Raw genomic sequence first — 19373 nt, 5'->3', positions numbered from 1 at the left:
ACACCCCCTACCTCCGTCTCAGTGACATGTCGGCTTTGTCGCTTGACTCGACCATCCCCCGACGGGCAACCCTGACCGATGACTCAGCGCACGCGTCAGGGAACGGCGGCCGCCACCCTCCTACTCCTCACCACCGCGGCAGGCTGCGTGGGACAGACGAGCGCCGCCCACACCCCGCCGAACCGGGGGACCGTGCACCCCGCCCCCTCCGCCGCAGGCGGTGCCGGCGCGACCCGCGGCTTCACGCTCGTCGCCAGCGGTGACATGCTCGCGCACGACTCGGTCGTCCGCCGGGCCAGGGCCGACGCGGGCGGCGACGGCTACGACTTCCGGCCCCTCCTCGCGGGCATCAGGTCCGTCGTCTCGCGGGCCGATCTGGCGATCTGCCACTACCCCGAAACCACCTCCCTGCCGCAGCTGGCGAAGGCGCTCGGCTCCACCGGGTACGACTCCTGCTCCACCACCTCGAACCAGAGCCTCGACGCGCTCGACACGGCGGGCGTCAGACACGCAGGATCGGCCCGTACTGCCGCCGAGGCCCGCCGCCCGGCCTGGCTGAAGGCCGGCGGCGCCAAGGTCGCCCAGCTGGCCTACACCTCCGCCACCAACGGCTTGACGCTCGCCGACAGGCAGCCCTGGGCGGTCAGTCTCATCGACGAGAAGAAGATCGTCGCCGACGCGCGCGCCGCCCGCAGGGCCGGAGCGGATGTGGTCGTCGTCAGTCTGGACTGGGGTACGCGGTGGCAGACCGAGCCAGACGAGCATCAGCTGAACCTCGGCCGGCGGCTCACGGAGTCCACCAGCGACGGTCGCCCCGACATCGACCTCGTCCTCGGCACACAGGCCCGAGTGCCACAGCCGTACGAGAAGGTCAATGGCACCTGGATCGTCTACGGCATGGGCGGCAACCACGGGTCCATCGGCCGCTTCACCTTCGTACCGCCCGCCGAGCCCGGTCGGCGCTGGGTGGTGAAGAAGGCGGAGTTCGTCCCGACGTGGATGGACACCGACGCCGGACGCGTCATCAATCTCCCGGACGCGCTGCGACGCGGGGCGGACCGGGACGAGCTTCGCGAGGCACAGCAGGCGATCAGCGCGGCGGTGCTCAGCCGCGGCGCCGCCGGTGACGGCCTCACCCTCGGCCGCTGACGTCGCCCCGGCTTTACGGAACGACCGTCACCGGCCAGCGGCCAGCCTTGACCAGCCTGACCGCCACCGAGCCGATGATCCGGTGGCCCGCCGACTCCGAAGCACCCACCACCACGGCGTCCGCCTTCAGGTTGTCGGCCGCGGCGACCAGTCCGCTGTACGGGTCACCGCGGACGGTGTGGAACTCCCAGCGGACGTTCCAGATCCCCTTGACCCGTTCGGCCGCCGAGCGGATCTCGTCCACCAACTCCGCGGCGACGTCCCCGGTCGCGTCCCCGACCAGGGCGCCGAACGCCGCACCGGTCGGCATCACCGGCTGGACGTACACGATCGCGAGCAGGGCGTTCTGCCGCCGGGCGAGCCCTCCGGCGTACGCCGCCGCCCGCATCGAGGAATCGGATCCGTCCAGGCCGACGACGATCACCTTCGGGCCGTCGGTACCGCGCTCGAAGCGCTGAGGCTGCTGCTGGGGCCGCTGCTCTGTCACAGCATCGAGGTTAGGCCCTGTCCGGCCGGTCTTGGCGGCCTGATCAACCGGACAGGACCTCATCCCTTCCAACAGGCGGCCCGCCGGTGGTCTCCTTAAAGTGCAGATCATGAGTGTCACCGTGGAGCAGCCCACTTCCGCCCGTGGCGGCTTGCTCAGCAGGGTGCCCGGCGCTTTCGCGATGTTCTTCGCCGCTCTCGGTGTCTTCTGAGTGATCCTCTCGCTCATCCCTCCGCTGCGGCGCCTGCTGCGCCCCGTCGCCGTCTTCCTGGACCGCGTCGCGATCCCTGTCAGCGCGAACCTCGCCTACGCGGTCTTCGTGCTGCTGCTCGCCGCGGCGATCGGCGCGCGGAAGAAGGCCGCGTGGTGGCTGGTCGTCAGCTATCTGGCCCTGCTGCTGATCGCGGACGTACTGGTCCTGGCCGTCGACCACGAGTGGACGTGGATCCCCAATCTGGTGCTGTGCACCGCCGCCGTCGCGGTGCTCGTCGCGGCACGCGGAGAGTTCTACGCCGCGTCCCGGCGCGCGTCGCTGCGTCACGCGCTTCTCGTCCTGGTCCTCGGGCTGGCCGCGGGCGTGCTCGTCGGCTGGGGCCTTGTCGAGCTGTTCCCCGGCGGTCTGCCGCAGGACCAGCGCCTGCTGTGGGCCGCCAACCGGGTGCTCGGCGGACTGGCCTCAGGTGACCAGTTCGACGGCCACCCGCCCCGCTTCCTCTTCTTCCTGCTGGGTCTCTTCGGCGCGATCGCCCTGCTCAGCGCCGCCGCCACGCTCTTTCGCTCACAGCGCATGGAAGCCGCCCTGCACGGCGACGAGGAGCCCCGGATCCGGGCCCTGCTCGGTGCGTACGGCTCCCAGGACTCACTCGGCTACTTCGCCACCCGCCGCGACAAGGCCGTCGTCTTCTCGCCCAGCGGAAGGGGGGCCGTCACCTACCGCGTCGAGGCCGGAGTCGCTCTGGCCAGCGGCGATCCGATCGGCGACCGGGCGTCCTGGGCCCCGGCCATCCAGGCCTGGCTGGACCTCGCCAAGCGCTATGCCTGGGCCCCCGCAGTGATGGGAGCCTCGGAGGAGGGCGCCAGGGCCTTCGCACGCTCCGGACTCGGCGCGATCCAGCTCGGCGACGAGGCGATCCTGAACGTCGCCCGCTTCGACCTGGACGGCCGCGACATGCGCGTCACCCGGCAGGCCGTGAACCGGGTCAAGCGCACCGGGGCCACCGTCCGGATCCGCCGCCACTCCGCCCTGACCGACGAGGAGATGCGGGGCATCGTCGACAAGGCCGACGCATGGCGGGACACCGAGACCGAACGCGGCTTCTCCATGGCACTGGACCGCCTCGGCGACCCGGCCGACGGGGACTGCCTGCTCGTCGAGGCCTTCGACGACGACGGCCATCTGATCGCCCTGCTCTCTTTCGTCCCCTGGGGCAAGGACGGCATCTCGCTCGACCTGATGCGCCGTGACCGCACCGCCCCCAACGGCGTCATGGAGTTCATGGTCGCCGAACTCTGCGCCCAGGCACCCAGACTCGGCGTCCGCCGGATCTCCCTCAACTTCGCGGTCTTCCGCTCGGCCTTCGAGGAGGGCGCCCGCATCGGCGCGGGCCCGGTCCTGCGGATGTGGCGCAGGCTGCTCCTCTTCTTCTCCAAGTGGTGGCAGCTGGAAGCCCTCTACCGCTCCAACGTGAAGTACCAGCCCGAGTGGTATCCGCGCTTCCTCTGCTACGGAGACGCCGGCTCCCTCGCCCGGGTCGGCATGGCCTCGGGGATCGCGGAGGGTTTCGTCTCCGTACCGAGCCTGCGCAAGCTCTGGGGCAAGGGGAAGGCACGGCACCGGGGCGTCGTCAGCCCCGTCACGACCGCGGGGCTGCCGTCCATCGACTCCCTCGGCCTGGTGGGTCCGGCCTCGGCGGAGGCGGCGGGGGAACAGCGGCTGCCCGAGCAGGTGCGCATCCGTCACCGCAAGCTGGAGCGGCTGCGGGCGGACGGCATCGATCCGTACCCCGTCGGCATCGCCCAGCGCACGGACACGCTCGCCGAGATCCGAAGCCTCAACCCCGCGCCCGCGGCCGGTACCCGCACCGGCCGGAAGGCCACCGTCGCCGGGCGCGTGATGGTCGTACGCGACCTCGGCGGTGTCGTCTTCGCGGTGCTGCGCGACTGGTCCGGCGACCTCCAGCTCGCCTTCACCCGTGACACCTGCGGCGCAGACGTACTGAACGGGTTCACCTCCGACGTCGACTTCGGCGACCACATCACCGCCACCGGCGAGATCGGCGCCAGCGACAGGGGCGAGCTGTCGCTCTTCGTCAGCGCGTGGCAGCTGACCGGCAAGTGCCTGCGCCCCCTGCCCGACAAACGGCGCGGCCTCGCCGACCCCGAGGCGCGCGTCCGCCGCCGCTATCTCGACCTGGTGTCCAGCCCCGGCGCCCGCGATGTCGTACGCCACCGCTCCACCGCCGTCCAGGCGCTGCGCCAGGGCCTGCTGGAGCGCGGCTATCTCGAGGTCGAAACGCCGATGCTGCAGCAGATCCACGGCGGCGCCAACGCCCGCCCCTTCACCACCCACATCAACGCCTACGACCTCGATCTCTATCTGCGGATCGCCCCCGAGCTCTATCTCAAGCGACTGTGTGTGGGCGGTCTGGAGAAGGTCTTCGAGATGGGCCGCACCTTCCGCAACGAAGGCGTCTCCTACAAGCACAACCCCGAGTTCACGATGCTGGAGGCCTATCAGGCCTTCGCCGACTACGACGTGATGCTCGATCTGACCCGCGAGCTGATCCAGGGCGCGGCCACCGCCGCCTTCGGCGCCCCGATCGCGCACAAGGCGGGCCCGGACGGCAAGCTGGTGGAGCATGACATCTCCGGTCCCTGGCCGGTCAAGACGCTGTACGGGGCGGTGTCCGACGCGCTCGGCGAGGAGGTCGACGCCGACACCGACGAGGCCGTGCTGCGAAGACTGTGCGACCGGGTGGGTGTGCCGCACACCCCGGACGACACCCGCGGCGACGTGGTCCTCGAGATGTACGAGCGTCTGGTCGAGGAGCGGACGAAGCTGCCCACCTTCTACAAGGACTTCCCGACCGACGTCTCCCCGCTCACCCGCCAGCACCGCCGTGACCCGCGCCTGGCCGAACGCTGGGACCTGGTCGCCTTCGGTACCGAACTGGGCACCGCCTACTCGGAGTTGACCGACCCCGTCGAGCAGCGGCGCCGGCTTACCGCGCAGTCCCTGCTGGCCGCGGGCGGTGACCAGGAGGCCATGGAGATCGACGAGGACTTCCTGGACGCGCTGGAGTACGCGATGCCGCCGACCGGCGGTCTCGGCATCGGGGTCGACCGGCTCGTCATGTTCCTCACCGGGCTGACCATCCGCGAGACACTGCCCTTCCCGCTCGTCCGCCGCAACTGACGCGCCCGCGCGCGGCCCCGGGCTGCTCCCATCGGGTGCTTTCACCCGCCCTAACGGTGTTGGTGAGGTGTCAGGGGCCCCGGTCGTGCGAGCAGTTAGTCATGAAATCTGATCAGATGCTCCCGAGTCGCCGAACGGTACTCCGTATCGCGGCCTGCCTCGGCGCGGCCGCCACCACCGGGACGCTCTTCACCGAGCTGGGCCGGAGCCCCGGCAGGGCAGCAGCACCGGGCGCGGCAGCGGGCGCCAGGGGCGCCGCCGCGGGCCCGCCGGTGAGGGAGTCGGCGTACCGGCTGCAGCCCATGACGGCGGACGTCCCACCGCGATTCCGCCGTGCGCTGCCGCCGGTGCGGACCAGACCCTTCGAGCGGTTTCGGGCGCCGGGCCGCGGTCTGGTGCTCACCTTCGACGACGGGCCTGATCCCCACTACACGCCCGGCATTCTGAGCACCCTGCGCCAGTACCACGTAAGCGCGATGTTCTTCGTCTGCGGCTCGATGGTCGCCGACAACCCCGAACTGCTGCGCGAGATTGCCCACGACGGACACATCGTGGGCAACCACACCTGGTCCCACCCGCTGATCCCCGGGCTCCCGCCCTCGAAGATCCGCAGCGAACTGGGCCGCACCAGCGAGCTTGTCGAGCAGACCCTGGGTGCCGCGCCGCTGTGGTACCGCGCCCCGTACGGAGCTTGGAACAAGCTCTCTTTCGAAATCGGCGCGGAACTCGGTATGGAGCCCTTGGGCTGGACTCTCGACTCGCGCGACTGGACCGTGCCCGGCACCACGACCATCGTCCGCAGGGTGCTCGACGGCGCGGCGCCCGGCGTCGTGATCCTCTCGCACGACGCGGGCGGCAACCGCTCGGAGAGCGTCGCTGCTCTGCGCCGCTATCTGCCCGAACTGCTGGAGGCGGGATACACCATCACCGTGCCGCATCGCTGATCAGCAGCAGCAGCAGCAGCGGCGGCGGACTGGCGGCGGACCGGCTCATCCGGGCCCGGATCAGCGGACCTTGACCATCCGGGCGAAGACGACGACGTTACCGTCGTAGCCGTGGCCCTTCGAATAGCCGCCGCCGCAGGTGATCACGCGCAGTTCGGCATAGCCCGTGTCGCCGTACACATGGGCACCGGGGAAGTTCGCCTTGGAGAACACCTCGACTCCGTACACCTCGAAGACCGCGGTCTTCCCGTCGAAGCGGGAGACCTCGATGTGCTCGCCCCTCTGGATGGAGCCGAGTCCGTAGAAGACCGCGGGCCCCGACAGATTGTCGACATGGCCGACGACGACCGCGGTGCCGCGCTGGCCGGGGGCGATGCCGTTCTGGTACCAGCCCGCGATATTGGGGTCCTGGGGCGGCGGTGCCTCGATCCAGCCGTCGGAGTCCAGGCCCACGTTCATGACCGGTGCGTCGACCTTGATCGCGGGGATACGCACGCGTTCCGCGGGGGCGTACGGCAGTGTCCGAGCGGCGACCAGAGGGGCGAAGGTCTCGCCGGGGCGGCTCAGCGATGCGGCGGCCGCCGGCTGGGGTGGGCCCAGGCCCACATCGACGCCATTCCTCATCATCGCCAACCCGGTGAGCATGACAAGGGCCAGTACGCCCCAGGGCGAGCGTTTCCTCGACTCCGAGCCGCTGTACAACTCGCCCATGACTCTCCCTTTTCGTAGGCGCCTGTACGCACGCTAAGTGAGCGCAGGGGGACCGGCGAGGAGGGAGGGGCGAACGGGTGGCGGGCCGGGTGGCGCTGGCCCATCCGACGTATTTGTCGGATAAAAATTCTGACGGTCCGTGACCTGGGACTCCGTCAGATCTCCCGGCGTGTCGTCGGCGTGTCGCTCACCGGAAGGGACCAATTCCGAAATGCGGGGGTTGTCCGGCCCGGTGAGGGTTCGTCGTGGAAGACGTACTCGTCGAATCTCCCGGAGCGCCGCTTTGGGGCGTCTTCCAACAGGAGGTTCTACGATGCGTGCATCACGCGCTCTCGCAGTGGCCGCGGCCGCCATCGCGGCCGTCGGGCTCTCTGCCCCGATGGCCGCCGCGGGCGGCGACGTCGGCCAAGGGGGTCAGAGTGGAAGAGGGCAGGGGGGCGACGGCGGAGTCCAGGTCCTCTCCGTCAGTCCTGAGGCTGTCCATCAGGGCGGCACTCTGACCATCACCGTCCGGGGTTGCAACCGCGGCGGCACGGTCACGTCCAACGCCTTCCCGCAGACCAATCTCTCCCAGCCCCGCAACGGCATCTCGACCGCCAGCGCACGGGTCAACGACAACGCAGCACCGGGACAGTACAACCTGGCCGTCAGGTGCAACGACAGTCAGAACGTGGCGACCGCGCAGTTCACCGTGCTGGCGGCCCGCGGCGCGATGGGCGGCCTCGGCGGCTCGGTCGGCCCGAGCGGCACCGAAATGGCGATCGGCGGCGGACTCGTCGCCACGGCGGCCGTCGGCGGCTCGCTCTTCATCGTCCGGCGCCGCCGCATGATCAGCGGAAAGGTCTGACCGGCCGAACCTCCCGGTCGACCCGTAACCGCCCGTCGCCCCGAGTCCTGGCCAGGACTCGGGGCGACGGGCGGTTAGGCGGAGGAGGGAGCCATGCCGACCGACGACAACGCCGGAGACGGAGTCGCAGGGCGTCGAGAGCCCAGCCTGATCCGCCGCACACCCCCCAGGGGTGATCAGCGGTCAGGAGGCGGGCGGGTCAGTGCCGGCGGCTCTCCGCTCGCCTGCGTACGACGAAGATGGTGCCGGTGGCCGCGGCCACGACCAGTGCGGTGCCCGCGGCGAGTTCCCCGGCGTTCAGCCCGCCGATGCTGCCGCCGAGCCCGCCCCTGACGCCCGCGGGCGCGGTCGAGGTCGACGTGGTCCTGATGGTCGGCGTGGACCGGCCGCCGCTGATGGTGAGGTTGAACGAGCCCGTGCCCTGCCCCGGGCAGTTGAACTGGACCGAGTACTGGGCGCCCGGCCTGGCGTCGAGGTCGACCGTGACCGTGGCCGATGAGCCCGGGCTGATGCTGACGGTGTCGAAGACCCCGGAAGAGGCGGTGGAGGTCGTGTTGCACCCGGTGGCGGACAGGGTGACGCGGCCGCCCGGCGAGACGGTCGAGGGGGCGACGCTGAAGACGGGCGACGACACCTGACTGTCGGCGGCCAGGGCGATGGGGGCGGTCAGAGCGAGTGAGGCCACTCCCAGCAGAGCGGCGGATGCGGCACGTTTCGCGCGCATGGTCAGTCCTCCGGGTCTCCGAGGAGCAGCTGCGGAACCTGTTTCCACAAAATGCGGGGAATGCACCTCGATGCCCGAAACGCTAGAAGCGGCTGTTATACCCCGCGATCGCTGTAGCGCGAATGGGGCATCCGTGTCCCCCGTGCGGCGGACGGCCAGGGGGTGTCGGGGCGTTGTCCGGGTCGGCGGATGAGAAAGGAGGGGCGGACGTGCCCCGGCCGGGGTGTACTGGGCGGCTCAGGGGGTGTCTTTTGGATCAGGCCGAACCCGGCAAGATCCGAAAGACACCCCCTGAGCCGTCCGTACAGACAGGGAGCGCAGGGTATGTCCGAGCTTTATCCGCCGATCGAGCCGTACGAGCAGGGGATGCTCGATGTCGGCGAGGGGCACTTCGTCCACTGGGAGGTCTGCGGCAACCCCGAGGGCAAGCCCGCACTCGTCGTCCACGGCGGTCCGGGATCCGGATGCTCCACCGGCGTACGCAGTTACTTCGACCCGGACCGCTATCGCGTCGTCCTGTTCGACCAGCGAGGCTGCGGACGCAGCACACCGCACGCCGCCGACCCCGCGTCCGATCTGACCCACAACACCACCGGCCATCTCCTCGCCGACATGGAGCGCCTGCGCGAGCACCTCGGGATCGAGCGCTGGCTGCTCTTCGGCGGCTCGTGGGGTTCGACGCTGCTTCTCGCCTACGCCGAGCGGCATCCGGAGAGGGTCTCCCAGATCGTCGTCAACGGGGTCACCACGACCCGGCGGTCCGAGATCGACTGGCTCTACCGCGGCGTCGGACGGTTCTTCCCCGAGGCATGGGACCGCTTCCGCTCCTTCACCCCCCTCGCCGGCGACGAGGTCAATCCGGTGGCCGCCTACGCGCGTCTGATGGCGGACCCCGACACCGGCGTACGGGAGAGGGCCGCCGCCGAGTGGTGCCGCTGGGAGGACACCGTGCTGTCCATGGAACCCGAGGGCGCTCCCAGCCCCTACGGCGGCCGCCCGCCGGCCGCCCGGCTGGCGCTCGTACGGATCGCCTCCCACTACTTCGCGCACGGCGCCTGGCTGGAGGAGGGCGCCCTGCTGCGCGACGCCGGCCGGCTGAAGGGAATCCCGGGCGTGCTCTTCCACGGCCGGCTCGATCTGAGCAGCCCGCTCGACACCCCCTGGGCACTTGAGCGCGCCTGGCCCGATGCGGAACTCGTGGTCGTCGACGACTCCGGGCATCAGGGCAGCCGGTCGATGCGGGCGCAGGTGCGCGGAGCACTGGACCGGTTCGGCTCCCTGAGTGACTGAAGGAACCTGTGGGGCAGTTGAGATCAAGCCATTCCGTTGTGGGGTGAATTCCCCTGATGGAAGCGGGATTTCGACGATTCGCGTTCGCGACCTCGGATATTTTTCTCGACGCGTTGAACACATCCCGCCCCGTTGTCCGTACCTAGGGCCATGAACACGGCGCACCCAGGCGTCGCAACAGGTTCGATGGATTAACGGGAGTGGACATGAACACCTGGCGTAACGCCTCGCTCGCGGTGACTGCGGCGGCCGTACTCGCGCTGACGACGGCGTGCGGTCAGGACAAGGGCACCGAGACCCCCAACGGCCAGGCTGTCGGCGCCGTCAATCCGGCCCAGCCCGGCAGCGGCGGCTACGGCTCCGACTACGGTGCCGATTCCGGCACCGCGGCCCAGGCGGCGGCCAAGCCCGCCGGCCAGCTGGCCGTGTGGGACAGCAAGGAGCTCGGCAAGGTCGTCACCGACAGCGCGGGCTTCACCCTCTACCGTTTTGACAAGGACACCGCCAGCCCGCCGAAGTCGAATTGCGAAGGCGAGTGCGCGAAGACCTGGCCCATCGTGGCCGCCGGCGGTGCCTCGGCCGCTCCCGGCGTCGACCCCTCCCTGGTCGGCGAGGTCACCCGGTCCGACGGCACCAAGCAGCTCACCATCGGCGGCTGGGCGATGTACCGCTACGCCAAGGACGCCAAGCCCGGTGACGCCAAGGGCCAGGGCGTGGGCGGCACGTGGTTCGCCTCCGCCCCCGACGGCAAGAAGGCCGCGGGCGGCGCCGGCGGTGGCTCGGACTCCGGCGAGGGCGGCTATGGCGACGGCGGCGAGGAAGCGGGCGGCGAGCAGGCGGATCTCGCGGGCCTTTCGGTCCGTAAGGACCCCAAGCTCGGCGAGATCATCGTCGACAAGAACGGAATGACGGTCTACCGCTTCAAGAAAGACTCCGCCTGGCCCATGAAGTCGGCCTGCACTGGAGATTGCCTCAAGAAGTGGCCGGTTGTCGCCCCTGTCGACAAGAACGACACCGAGGGAATCATCAAGAAGGGCTTCGTGACCTTCAACCGTCCCGACGGAATCAAGCAGCAGAGCATCGACTGCTGGCCGATCTACACCTTCGCGGGCGACGCCAAGCCCGGTGACACCAACGGTCAGGGCGTTGGCGGCACCTGGTACGCGGTTTCTCCCCAGGGCAAGCTGGTCGGAGCGCCCAAATAGTCCCCACGCTGCGCGTCCGGCCCGGCCGGCCCGTCTCACGCCCCCCGCGTGCAGGCGGGCCGGTCGTCATGTCAACACCCGTGCGGAGCAACACGTGTGACCAAGAACGGACCGCTAATTTCCGTTTGGGCTCGCTCTCCAGGCGGGCGATCAGTAGCCTCGGCTCGAACACTGGCCATGGACATGGCCGAACTCCCCCGTGGCGACTTGTTGGAGACATCGATGGAGCGTCCCGCCTGGGCCCCGCAGGGCATCGACATATCGGTGCCGAGCGTGTCCCGCATTTACGACTACTACCTGGGCGGCTCACACAATTTCGAGGTCGACAGGGAAGCCGCCCGCAAGGCGATGGAGTTCATGCCGGGCCTCCCCAAGATCATGCAGGCGAACCGGGCGTTCATGCGCCGGGCCGTGAATTACGCGGTGAGCGAGGGCGTCACCCAGTTCCTCGACATCGGCTCCGGCATTCCGACCTTCGGCAATGTCCATGAGGTGGCGCAGCAGGCCAGCGCCGAGGCCAGGGTCGTCTACGTCGACCACGATCCGGTCGCCGTCGCGCACAGCCGGGCAGTCCTGGACGGCGACGAGCGCTCGGCCGTCGTCTCCGCCGATCTGCGCAAGCCGCAGCAGATACTCGACCGCCCCGAGGTCGTCGGACTGCTCGACCTGGAGCGGCCGGTGGCGCTGCTCCTCGTCGCCGTACTGCACTTCATCGAGGACGAGGACGACCCGTACAACGCCGTGGCCCTGCTGCGGGACGCGCTCGCGCCCGGCAGTCTCGTCGTCGTCACCCACGCCTCGTACGAAGGAATCCCGCTCTCCGAGGAGCAGGCGGGCGGCGCCGTCGGCGTCTACCGGAACATACGCAACCCGCTGATCATGCGCTCGCGCGAGCAGATCACGCGGTTCTTCGAGGGGTACGAGATGGTCGAGCCCGGCCTGGTGTCCATGCCGCGCTGGCGGCCCGACACCCCCACCGAGCAGGAAGACCCATATGCCTTCTCGGGCTTCGCCGGGGTGGGGCGCAAGGCGTGATGGCGCCGGCGCAGGCGGCGGGTTCCCCGGCGGACCCGGACGGCCTGGAGGACAGACTCCGCCGGTTCGCGACGATCTGGAGCCGTGCCGTGTTCCCGGTGACGGCCACGTCGCTGACCCGGCCCGAGGTCGAGGAGCATCTGCTGCCGCTGGCACGGAAGTTGAGCCAGTCGCTGCACACGCGCCCCTTCGACCCGCAGAGCGCCCAGCGGATCGGGGCAGCCCTCATCGATGTCCACTGCACGCACCCGGAGGCGCTCAGCCGCACGCTCGGCGTCGTCGACGCCTATCTGGTGCTCTACTGCGGCAGCGGTGATCCCGAGCAGTCGGCCGAGGAGAGCCGGGCCCGCTGCGCGAAGCTGCAGCACGCGCTGGCCGCCGGCTTCGCCCAGGGGCTGCGCGAGCGCACCCTGGCCGAGCAGGAGGCCATCGCCCGCTCCTCGCTGCTGGCGCGCAGCGACGCCGTACAGGCGCTGCACGCGACCGAGGCCCGCTTCCGGGCGGTGTTCGAGGGAGCCGCGATCGGCATCGGGATCGCCGACCTCGACGGCAATATCCTCGAGGTCAACGAGACCCTGACGCGGATGTTCGGCGGCCTCGAACACCATGTGCGCGGCCGGAAGGTGACCGAGTGGTCCCATCCCGAGGACAGGCCCCATGTCTGGGAGCTGTACCGGGAGTTGGTGCGCGGCGAACGCGACGACTACCGCGTCGAGAAGCCGTTCTTCCGCAATGACGGCACCGTGCTCTGGACCAATCTGACGGTCTCTCTGCTGCGGGACGCCGACGGCAAGCCGCAGTACCAGCTCGCGCTGATGGAGGACACCACGGAGCGCCGGCTGCTCAATCTGCGGCTGCGCTACGAGGCCACGCACGACGCCCTGACCGGGCTGCCCAACCGGACGCTCTTCTTCGAACGGCTGGAGAAGGCCCTGTCCGGTGGCGAGGGCTCACGCTTCGGGCTCTGCTACCTCGATCTCGACGGATTCAAGGCGATCAACGACAGCCTGGGACACGCGGCGGGCGACCGGCTCCTTGTGGAGGTCGCCGACCGGCTGCAGAGCTGCGCCACCGCGCAGGGCGAGATGGTGGCCCGCCTCGGCGGCGACGAGTTCGTGGCGCTGACCACCGGACCCGATACGCAAATCGGTGTCGACGAGCTCGCGGGCCGTATCCTCGGCGCGCTCGCATCCCCGATCCGGGTCGACGGACGGGAGTTCACGGTCCGCGGAAGCATCGGCATCGTCGAGGGCCCCGCGGGCGAGCGCACCCCCGCCGAGGTGCTGCGCAGCGCCGACATCACGATGTACCGGGCCAAGTCCGCGGGCGGCAACCGCTTCGAGCTCGCCGACCCGGAGGCGGACGCCCGCGCGATCACCCGGCACGGTCTGACCACCGCGCTGCCCGCGGCTCTGGAGCGCGGTGAGTTCTTCATCGAGTACCAGCCGCTGGTGCACCTCGGCGACGGAAGCGTGCACGGCGCGGAGGCACTCGTACGCTGGTGCCATCCGCAGCACGGAGTGCTGGGACCGGACCAGTTCATTCCGCTCGCCGAGCACACCGGACTGATCGTGCCGCTGGGCCGGTGGGTGCTCCAAGAGGCCGTACGCCAGGCCAGATACTGGCAGGAGCGCCACTCCGACGGTGGTCCACTGCGGATCAACGTGAACCTCTCGCCCGCGCAGCTGCACCACCCGGGCCTGGTCGCCGACACCGTCGACGTCCTCGAACGCTCCGGCCTCGAACCGGGTGCGCTCTGCCTGGAAGTGACCGAGTCCGCGCTGATCGGCGCGGACGAGGACCTGCTGAAGCCGCTGCGCCAACTCGCCGAGATGGGCGTGGACATAGCGCTCGACGACTTCGGTACGGGGTACTCGAATCTGGCGAACCTGCGTCGGCTGCCGGTGAGCGTCCTCAAGCTCGACCGCTCCTTCACCCAGGGAATGCAGCGCCATCCGGCCGACCCCGTCGATCTGAAGATCGTCGAGGGGATCGTCTCGCTGGCGCACAGCCTGGAACTCGCGGTCACGGTCGAGGGGGTGGAGACGGGCGCGCAGGCAGAGCAGCTGCGGGAGCTCGGCTGCGACACGGCTCAGGGCTGGTACTACGCGCGCCCGGGCCCGCCGGACAAGCTGCACGCGCTGTCTCTGGCGGACGCGGTGTAGTTTCCCCCCGGGGCTCCGCCCCGGACCTAGGGCCTGTCGTTTGGATCTTGCCGGGTTCGCGTGCCCTGGCACGCTCCCCCACAGCCTTCGGCGTGGGAGGGGCCCCCACCCCCGTAGCCCTTCGGGCACGGGAGGTGCCCCCATGCTGCGTTGCGTCAGTCGCCGACGCTCCGCGTGGGCTCTCCCCCTGCCTTCGGCGGGGGGACCCCCATCCTCCGGCCTGCGATCGCACGCACCAGACCCCGCTCACTGATCCGGCCTGATCCGAACGACAGGCCCTACGGCGCCGCCGCCCGCGAGCCGAGAAGCATCCGCTGCAGCTCGCGGGCCGCCCGCGGTGGCGCCACGTCGCTGCGGTGCGCGAGCGCGATCGTACGGCGCAGTCCCGGCCGGGCGAGCGGTGTGACCCGCAGGTCGGAGCCGGCCCGGTCGGCGACCATGCTCGGCACCACCGCGATGCCGAGCCCCGCCCGTACGAAACCGAGCACCGCGTCCATCTCGCCGCCCTCCACGGTGAAGCCCGGCTCGAAGCCCTCCGCGCGGCACGCGGCGACCGTCAGTTCGCGCAGGTCGTAGCCGTGCCGGAACATCACCAGCGGCTGATCGCGCAGATCGGCGATCCGTACCGGCCGCCGCGGTCCGGATGCCGATGGGGACGACACCACCACCAGGTCCTCGCGCAGCAGCTCGACCGTGGTCAGCGCGGGTGAAGCGGGCGGCAGCGGCAGCACGATCAGGGCCAGATCGAGGAAGCCGCGTGCCAGCTCCCGTACGAGATCGTGCGAACCGCTCTCCTCGATGAGCAGCTCGATGCCCGGATGCAGATCGTGGAAGGCGCGCAGCACATCGGGGAGCAGCCCGGTGCAGAGGCTGGGTGTCGCGCCGAGCCTGACCCGGCCGCGGCGCAGCTGCACCAGCTCCTGCACCTCGTGCCGGGCGGTGTCGGCGTCGGCGAGGATCCGGCGGGCCAGCGGCAACAGAGCCTCGCCCGCCTCCGTGAGCGCGATATTGCCGCGGGCCCGGCTGAACAGCTCGGCGCCCAGCTCTTTCTCCAGTGCCCTGATCTGCTGGGAGAGCGACGGCTGGGAGACATGGACGCGCTCGGCGGCATGGGTGAAGTGCCGGGCCTCGGCGACCGCCACGAAATAGAGAAGCTGCTGGAACTGCATATCCACCACGATAGGACAGGGCTATGGAGATGAGCCGGATCATGTCTTGGACCTCTGGAGCATCCCGGCCCTAGCGTTCCTCGTATGGCTCTGGCAACGCGGACGGATCGAAAGCCGTCGCCCACGCGCACCTTCTGGGGATCGACGGTCGGCAAGAAGACGGTGATGGCCGTGAGCGGCCTGATCATGCTCGGCTATCTGGTCGCGCATGTGATGGGCAACCTCAAGGTCTTCTTCGGGGCGGGGGAGTTCAACGCCTACGGCCACTGGCTGCGCACCATGGGCGAGCCCGTACTGCACTACTCGTGGGGTCTGTGGATCGTCCGCGTCGTGCTGCTGGCTGCCGTCGTGGGGCACGCGGTCTCGGCGTACCAGCTCAGCAGGCGGGACCTCCGGGCCCGGCCGGTCCAGTACGCACACAAGCGGCGCCGGGCCAGTTACGCCACCCGCACCATGCGCTGGGGCGGGATCATCGTGGCGCTGTTCATCGTCTGGCACCTGCTCGACCTGACGACGCTGACGGTGAACGAGAACGCCGAGCCGGGCCATCCCTACGAGAACGTCGTCGCGACCTTCTCCACCTGGTACGGCAATGTCATCTACATCGTCGCGATGCTCGCCGTCGGACTGCACATCCGCCACGGCTTCTGGAGCGCCGCCCAGACCCTCGGTGTCGGCAGCGCCACCCGCGACCGCGCACTCAAGACCGCCGCCAATGTCCTCGCGCTGGTGCTCACCGCGGGGTTCATCTCCGTACCCGTGGCCGTCATGACAGGAGTGGTGGGCTGACATGAGCTGTCTCAACTACAAGGTCGGTGCTCCCCTAGCCGACACCAAGGCGCCCGAAGGGCCCGTCGCCGAGCGCTGGGACCGGAGGCGCTTCGAGGCCAGGCTGGTCAACCCGGCCAACCGCCGCAAGCACACCGTCATCGTCGTCGGCACTGGCCTCGCGGGCGGCGCCGCGGGCGCGACACTGGCCGAACAGGGTTACCACGTCGAGCAGTTCTGCTACCAGGACTCCCCGCGAAGGGCCCACTCCATCGCAGCCCAGGGCGGCATCAACGCGGCCAAGAACTACCGCAACGACGGCGACTCGATCCACCGTCTCTTCTACGACACCGTCAAGGGCGGAGACTTCCGCGCCCGAGAGTCCAATGTCCACCGGCTCGCCCAGATCTCGGTCGAGATCATCGACCAGTGCGTGGCCCAGGGCGTGCCCTTCGCCCGGGAGTACGGCGGACTGCTCGACACCCGCTCCTTCGGCGGCGTCCAGGTCTCCCGTACCTTCTACGCCCGCGGCCAGACGGGTCAGCAACTCCTGCTCGGCGCCTACCAGGCCCTGTCGCGGCAGATCGCCGCAGGTACGGTGACCATGCACGCCCGTACCGAAATGCTCGATCTCATCGTCGTCGACGGGCGGGCCCGCGGCATCGTCGCCCGCGATCTGATCACCGGGAAGATCTCCAGCCACTTCGCCGACGCGGTGGTCCTGGCCTCCGGCGGCTACGGCAACGTCTTCTATCTGTCGACCAACGCCATGAACTCCAACGCCACCGCCATCTGGCGCGCCCACCGGCGCGGCGCGTACTTCGCCAACCCCTGCTTCACCCAGATCCATCCCACCTGCATCCCGCGCACCGGCGACCACCAGTCCAAGCTGACGCTGATGAGCGAGTCGCTGCGCAACGACGGCCGCATCTGGGTGCCCGCGGCGAAGGGCGACGACCGGCCGCCGAACGAGATTCCCGAGGACGAGCGCGACTACTACCTGGAGCGGATCTACCCGTCCTTCGGCAATCTCGTCCCCCGCGACATCGCCTCGCGCGCCGCGAAGAACGTCTGCGACGAGGGCCGCGGCGTGGGACCCGGCGGGCAGGGCGTCTATCTGGACTTCGCGGACGCGATCTCGCGGATGGGCCGCAAGGCGGTGGAGGACAAGTACGGCAACCTCTTCGACATGTACGAGCGGATCACCGCCGAGAATCCGTACGAGGTGCCCATGCGGATCTATCCCGCCGTGCACTACACGATGGGCGGGCTCTGGGTCGACTACGACCTGCAGACCACCGTCCCGGGGCTCTTCGCGATCGGCGAGGCCAACTTCTCCGACCACGGCGCGAACCGGCTGGGAGCGTCCGCGCTGATGCAGGGCCTGGCGGACGGGTACTTCGTCCTGCCGTCCACCATCAACGACTATCTCGCCCGCAACCCGCACACCGAGAGCGTCGACGCCTCGCACCCGGCGGTGGCCGAGGTGCTCGCGGAGACAGAGGACCGGCTGAGTCTGCTGCTGGCGGTCGACGGCGACCGCACGCCCGACTCCTTCCACCGCGAACTGGGCGAACTCATGTGGGAGTTCTGCGGAATGGCGCGTACGGGCGCCGGCCTGCGCAAGGCCCTGGAACGCATCCCGCAGATCCGCGAGGAGTTCTGGCGCCGCATCAAGGTGCCCGGGAGGGGCGAGGAGTTCAACCAGTCGCTGGAGAAGGCCAACCGCGTCGTCGACTATCTGGAGCTCGCCGAACTGATGTGCCTCGACGCACTGCACCGCTCCGAGTCCTGCGGCGGCCACTTCCGCGAGGAGTCCCAGACGAAGGACGGCGAAGCCGCCCGGCGCGACAAGGAGTTCTCGTACGTGGCTGCCTGGGAATTCCGGGGGGCGGAGGGTCGTGCCCCGGGAGAGCACGGCAGCGGTGACGCCCCCGTTCTGCACAAGGAAGACCTGGTCTTCGAGTACGTCCACCCCACCCAGCGGAGCTACGCATGAAGCTCAACCTGCGCGTCTGGCGACAGCGGAACGCCGAAGCGCCCGGCGCCATGGCCACGTACGAGGTCGACGGGATCTCCAAGGAGATGTCCTTCCTGGAGATGCTCGACACCCTCAACGAGGAACTCATCCTGCGCGGAGAGGACCCCGTCGCCTTCGACCACGACTGCCGCGAGGGCATCTGCGGCGCGTGCAGCCTGGTCATCAACGGCGATGCGCACGGCCCCGAACGCACCACCACCTGCCAGCTCCATATGCGGTCCTTCCAGGACGGCGACACCATCGACGTCGAGCCGTGGCGTGCCTCCGCCTTCCCGGTGGTCAAGGACCTGGTGGTGGACCGCAGCGCCTTCGACCGGATCATCCAGGCCGGCGGCTACATCACCGCCCCCACCGGCGCGGCACCCGAGGCCCATGCCACGCCCGTCCCCAAGCCGGACGCCGACTTCGCCTTCGAGCACGCCGAGTGCATCGGCTGCGGCGCGTGCGTGGCGGCCTGCCCCAACGGCTCGGCGATGCTCTTCACTTCGGCGAAGATCAACCATCTCAATGTGCTGCCACAGGGCGCGCCCGAACGCGAGACGCGGGTGCTCGACATGGTCGCGACGATGGACGAGGAGGGCTTCGGTGGCTGCACCCTGACCGGCGAATGCGCAACGGCCTGTCCGAAGGGGATCCCCTTGCCGTCCATCGCCGCGATGAACAAGGAGTGGCTGCGGGCGAGCCGGAAGGTCCGCCGCTGAGTCATGAGATTCCGGACAGCTTCCCGGTGTGAGGCCGCGCACGTTTTCCCGCTGTGAGCAACAAACTCTTCACGTAACTGTCACATCAGCCGCAGAATTTACGTCTCTGGCGGCAACGGGACGCGCGGACAGCAAGATCAACCTTGTTCAACGCTGCACTGCGTATCGCGACATGTCCGCATAGTAGCGAACCAATTCCCTGAGATTTCCCCGGAGTTCGGGTGAACCGGTAGGCATGGAGCCGGGTCACGGGCGCCGACCACGCCCGTGACCGACCGAACCACCGAAACATCTGGGGGTATTTGCCATGCCTGAACTCACCCGCCGACGCGCCCTGGGCGCCGTCGCAGGAGCGGCCGCCGCGGTGGCCGTAGCGGGCACAACGGCCGCTGCCGCGCGGACCGAGCGGACCGTCTCCGGCCCCTCGGCCGAACCCGCTTCGTTCGATGAGGTCTTCCAAGGCCGCCGTATACAGGGCGCGCCCTCCCAGGCGGGCGGGCATCACGGAGGCGGACACCACGGGGGCGGACACGGGGGCGGCTTCGCCGTGCACATCGACGGCGAGGAACTGCATGTGATGCGCAACGCCGACGGCACGTGGATCAGCGTCGTCAACCACTACGAGACGTTCGCCACGCCCCGCGCGGTGGCCCGCGCCGCAGTCGCCGAACTCCAGGGCGCCGCCCTCGTTCCGCTCGTCACCACCTGATCCAGGAGCCCGC

At 69.7% G+C, this 19373-nt stretch carries 15 protein-coding genes and 1 pseudogene; 12 read left to right on the top strand and 4 right to left on the bottom strand.

Features of this window, described 5'->3' with window-relative positions; translation table 11 throughout:
- The first annotated feature begins 78 nt into the window (after positions 1 to 78).
- Entirely contained in the window at positions 79 to 1149 is a 1071-nt protein-coding gene (locus OG905_RS05935; RefSeq protein ID WP_328666543.1) for a CapA family protein, read from the top strand.
- 13 nt (positions 1150 to 1162) lie between these two features.
- Here OG905_RS05935 and OG905_RS05930 read toward each other — a convergent pair whose 3' ends face one another.
- Positions 1163 to 1636, bottom strand: a complete 474-nt coding sequence (locus tag OG905_RS05930; RefSeq protein WP_328666542.1) for a universal stress protein — start codon at positions 1634 to 1636, stop codon at positions 1163 to 1165.
- 109 nt (positions 1637 to 1745) lie between these two features.
- Here OG905_RS05930 and lysX point away from each other — a divergent pair.
- Positions 1746 to 5051, top strand: a pseudogene (lysX, locus tag OG905_RS05925) (bifunctional lysylphosphatidylglycerol synthetase/lysine--tRNA ligase LysX).
- Between the two features lie 101 nt (positions 5052 to 5152).
- Positions 5153 to 5995 (top strand): polysaccharide deacetylase family protein, encoded by an 843-nt coding sequence (locus tag OG905_RS05920; RefSeq protein ID WP_328666541.1) that lies wholly within the window; start codon positions 5153 to 5155, stop codon positions 5993 to 5995.
- 60 nt (positions 5996 to 6055) lie between these two features.
- On the opposite strand, the gene OG905_RS05915 is transcribed toward OG905_RS05920, so the two are convergent.
- On the bottom strand, positions 6056 to 6706 hold the full coding sequence (locus OG905_RS05915; RefSeq protein ID WP_328666540.1) for a class F sortase: 651 nt from the start codon (positions 6704 to 6706) through the stop codon (positions 6056 to 6058).
- 313 nt (positions 6707 to 7019) lie between these two features.
- Between OG905_RS05915 and OG905_RS05910 the strand changes: the two genes are divergently transcribed.
- Positions 7020 to 7553 carry a hypothetical protein gene (locus tag OG905_RS05910; RefSeq protein WP_328666539.1) on the top strand — a complete coding sequence of 178 codons (534 nt, stop codon included), beginning with the start codon at positions 7020 to 7022 and terminating at the stop codon, positions 7551 to 7553.
- Between the two features lie 199 nt (positions 7554 to 7752).
- Here OG905_RS05910 and OG905_RS05905 read toward each other — a convergent pair whose 3' ends face one another.
- Positions 7753 to 8277, bottom strand: a complete 525-nt coding sequence (locus tag OG905_RS05905; RefSeq protein ID WP_328666538.1) for a hypothetical protein — start codon at positions 8275 to 8277, stop codon at positions 7753 to 7755.
- A gap of 324 nt (positions 8278 to 8601) precedes the next feature.
- On the opposite strand from OG905_RS05905, the gene pip reads away from it, so the two are divergent.
- The 4 genes from pip (at position 8602) to OG905_RS05885 (ending at position 13972) form a co-directional block, all read left to right on the top strand.
- A complete protein-coding gene (gene pip, locus OG905_RS05900; RefSeq protein ID WP_328666537.1) occupies positions 8602 to 9567 on the top strand; it encodes a prolyl aminopeptidase in 966 nt (321 codons plus the stop codon).
- 206 nt (positions 9568 to 9773) lie between these two features.
- Positions 9774 to 10772 (top strand): SCO0930 family lipoprotein, encoded by a 999-nt coding sequence (locus OG905_RS05895; RefSeq protein ID WP_328666536.1) that lies wholly within the window; start codon positions 9774 to 9776, stop codon positions 10770 to 10772.
- A 222-nt stretch (positions 10773 to 10994) separates the two neighbouring features.
- Positions 10995 to 11807, top strand: coding sequence for an SAM-dependent methyltransferase (locus OG905_RS05890; RefSeq protein ID WP_328666535.1), 813 nt, complete (start codon positions 10995 to 10997; stop codon positions 11805 to 11807).
- Complete coding sequence (locus OG905_RS05885) at positions 11804 to 13972, top strand: putative bifunctional diguanylate cyclase/phosphodiesterase (protein ID WP_328666534.1); 2169 nt, start codon at positions 11804 to 11806, stop codon at positions 13970 to 13972. Before OG905_RS05890 ends, OG905_RS05885 begins: the two co-directional genes overlap by 4 nt.
- A gap of 278 nt (positions 13973 to 14250) precedes the next feature.
- Here OG905_RS05885 and OG905_RS05880 read toward each other — a convergent pair whose 3' ends face one another.
- Entirely contained in the window at positions 14251 to 15141 is an 891-nt protein-coding gene (locus OG905_RS05880; RefSeq protein ID WP_328666533.1) for a LysR family transcriptional regulator, read from the bottom strand.
- A gap of 84 nt (positions 15142 to 15225) precedes the next feature.
- Between OG905_RS05880 and OG905_RS05875 the strand changes: the two genes are divergently transcribed.
- From OG905_RS05875 to melC1, 4 genes are all read left to right on the top strand, one after another.
- Positions 15226 to 15930: a succinate dehydrogenase gene (locus tag OG905_RS05875; protein ID WP_328666532.1), complete on the top strand. Its 705-nt coding sequence runs from the start codon at positions 15226 to 15228 to the stop codon at positions 15928 to 15930.
- Between the two features lies 1 nt (position 15931).
- Positions 15932 to 17908 carry a fumarate reductase/succinate dehydrogenase flavoprotein subunit gene (locus OG905_RS05870; protein ID WP_328666531.1) on the top strand — a complete coding sequence of 659 codons (1977 nt, stop codon included), beginning with the start codon at positions 15932 to 15934 and terminating at the stop codon, positions 17906 to 17908.
- On the top strand, positions 17905 to 18651 hold the full coding sequence (locus OG905_RS05865; RefSeq protein ID WP_328666530.1) for a succinate dehydrogenase/fumarate reductase iron-sulfur subunit: 747 nt from the start codon (positions 17905 to 17907) through the stop codon (positions 18649 to 18651). The genes OG905_RS05870 and OG905_RS05865 overlap by 4 nt, the downstream gene beginning before the upstream one ends.
- Before the next feature lie 307 nt (positions 18652 to 18958).
- Positions 18959 to 19360 (top strand): apotyrosinase chaperone MelC1, encoded by a 402-nt coding sequence (gene melC1, locus OG905_RS05860; protein WP_328666529.1) that lies wholly within the window; start codon positions 18959 to 18961, stop codon positions 19358 to 19360.
- The last annotated feature ends 13 nt before the right edge of the window (positions 19361 to 19373 follow it).

Source organism: Streptomyces sp. NBC_00322 (assembly GCF_036147535.1).
GTDB lineage: Bacteria > Actinomycetota > Actinomycetes > Streptomycetales > Streptomycetaceae > Streptomyces.
This window is presented reverse-complemented; position numbering and strand designations above follow the sequence as displayed.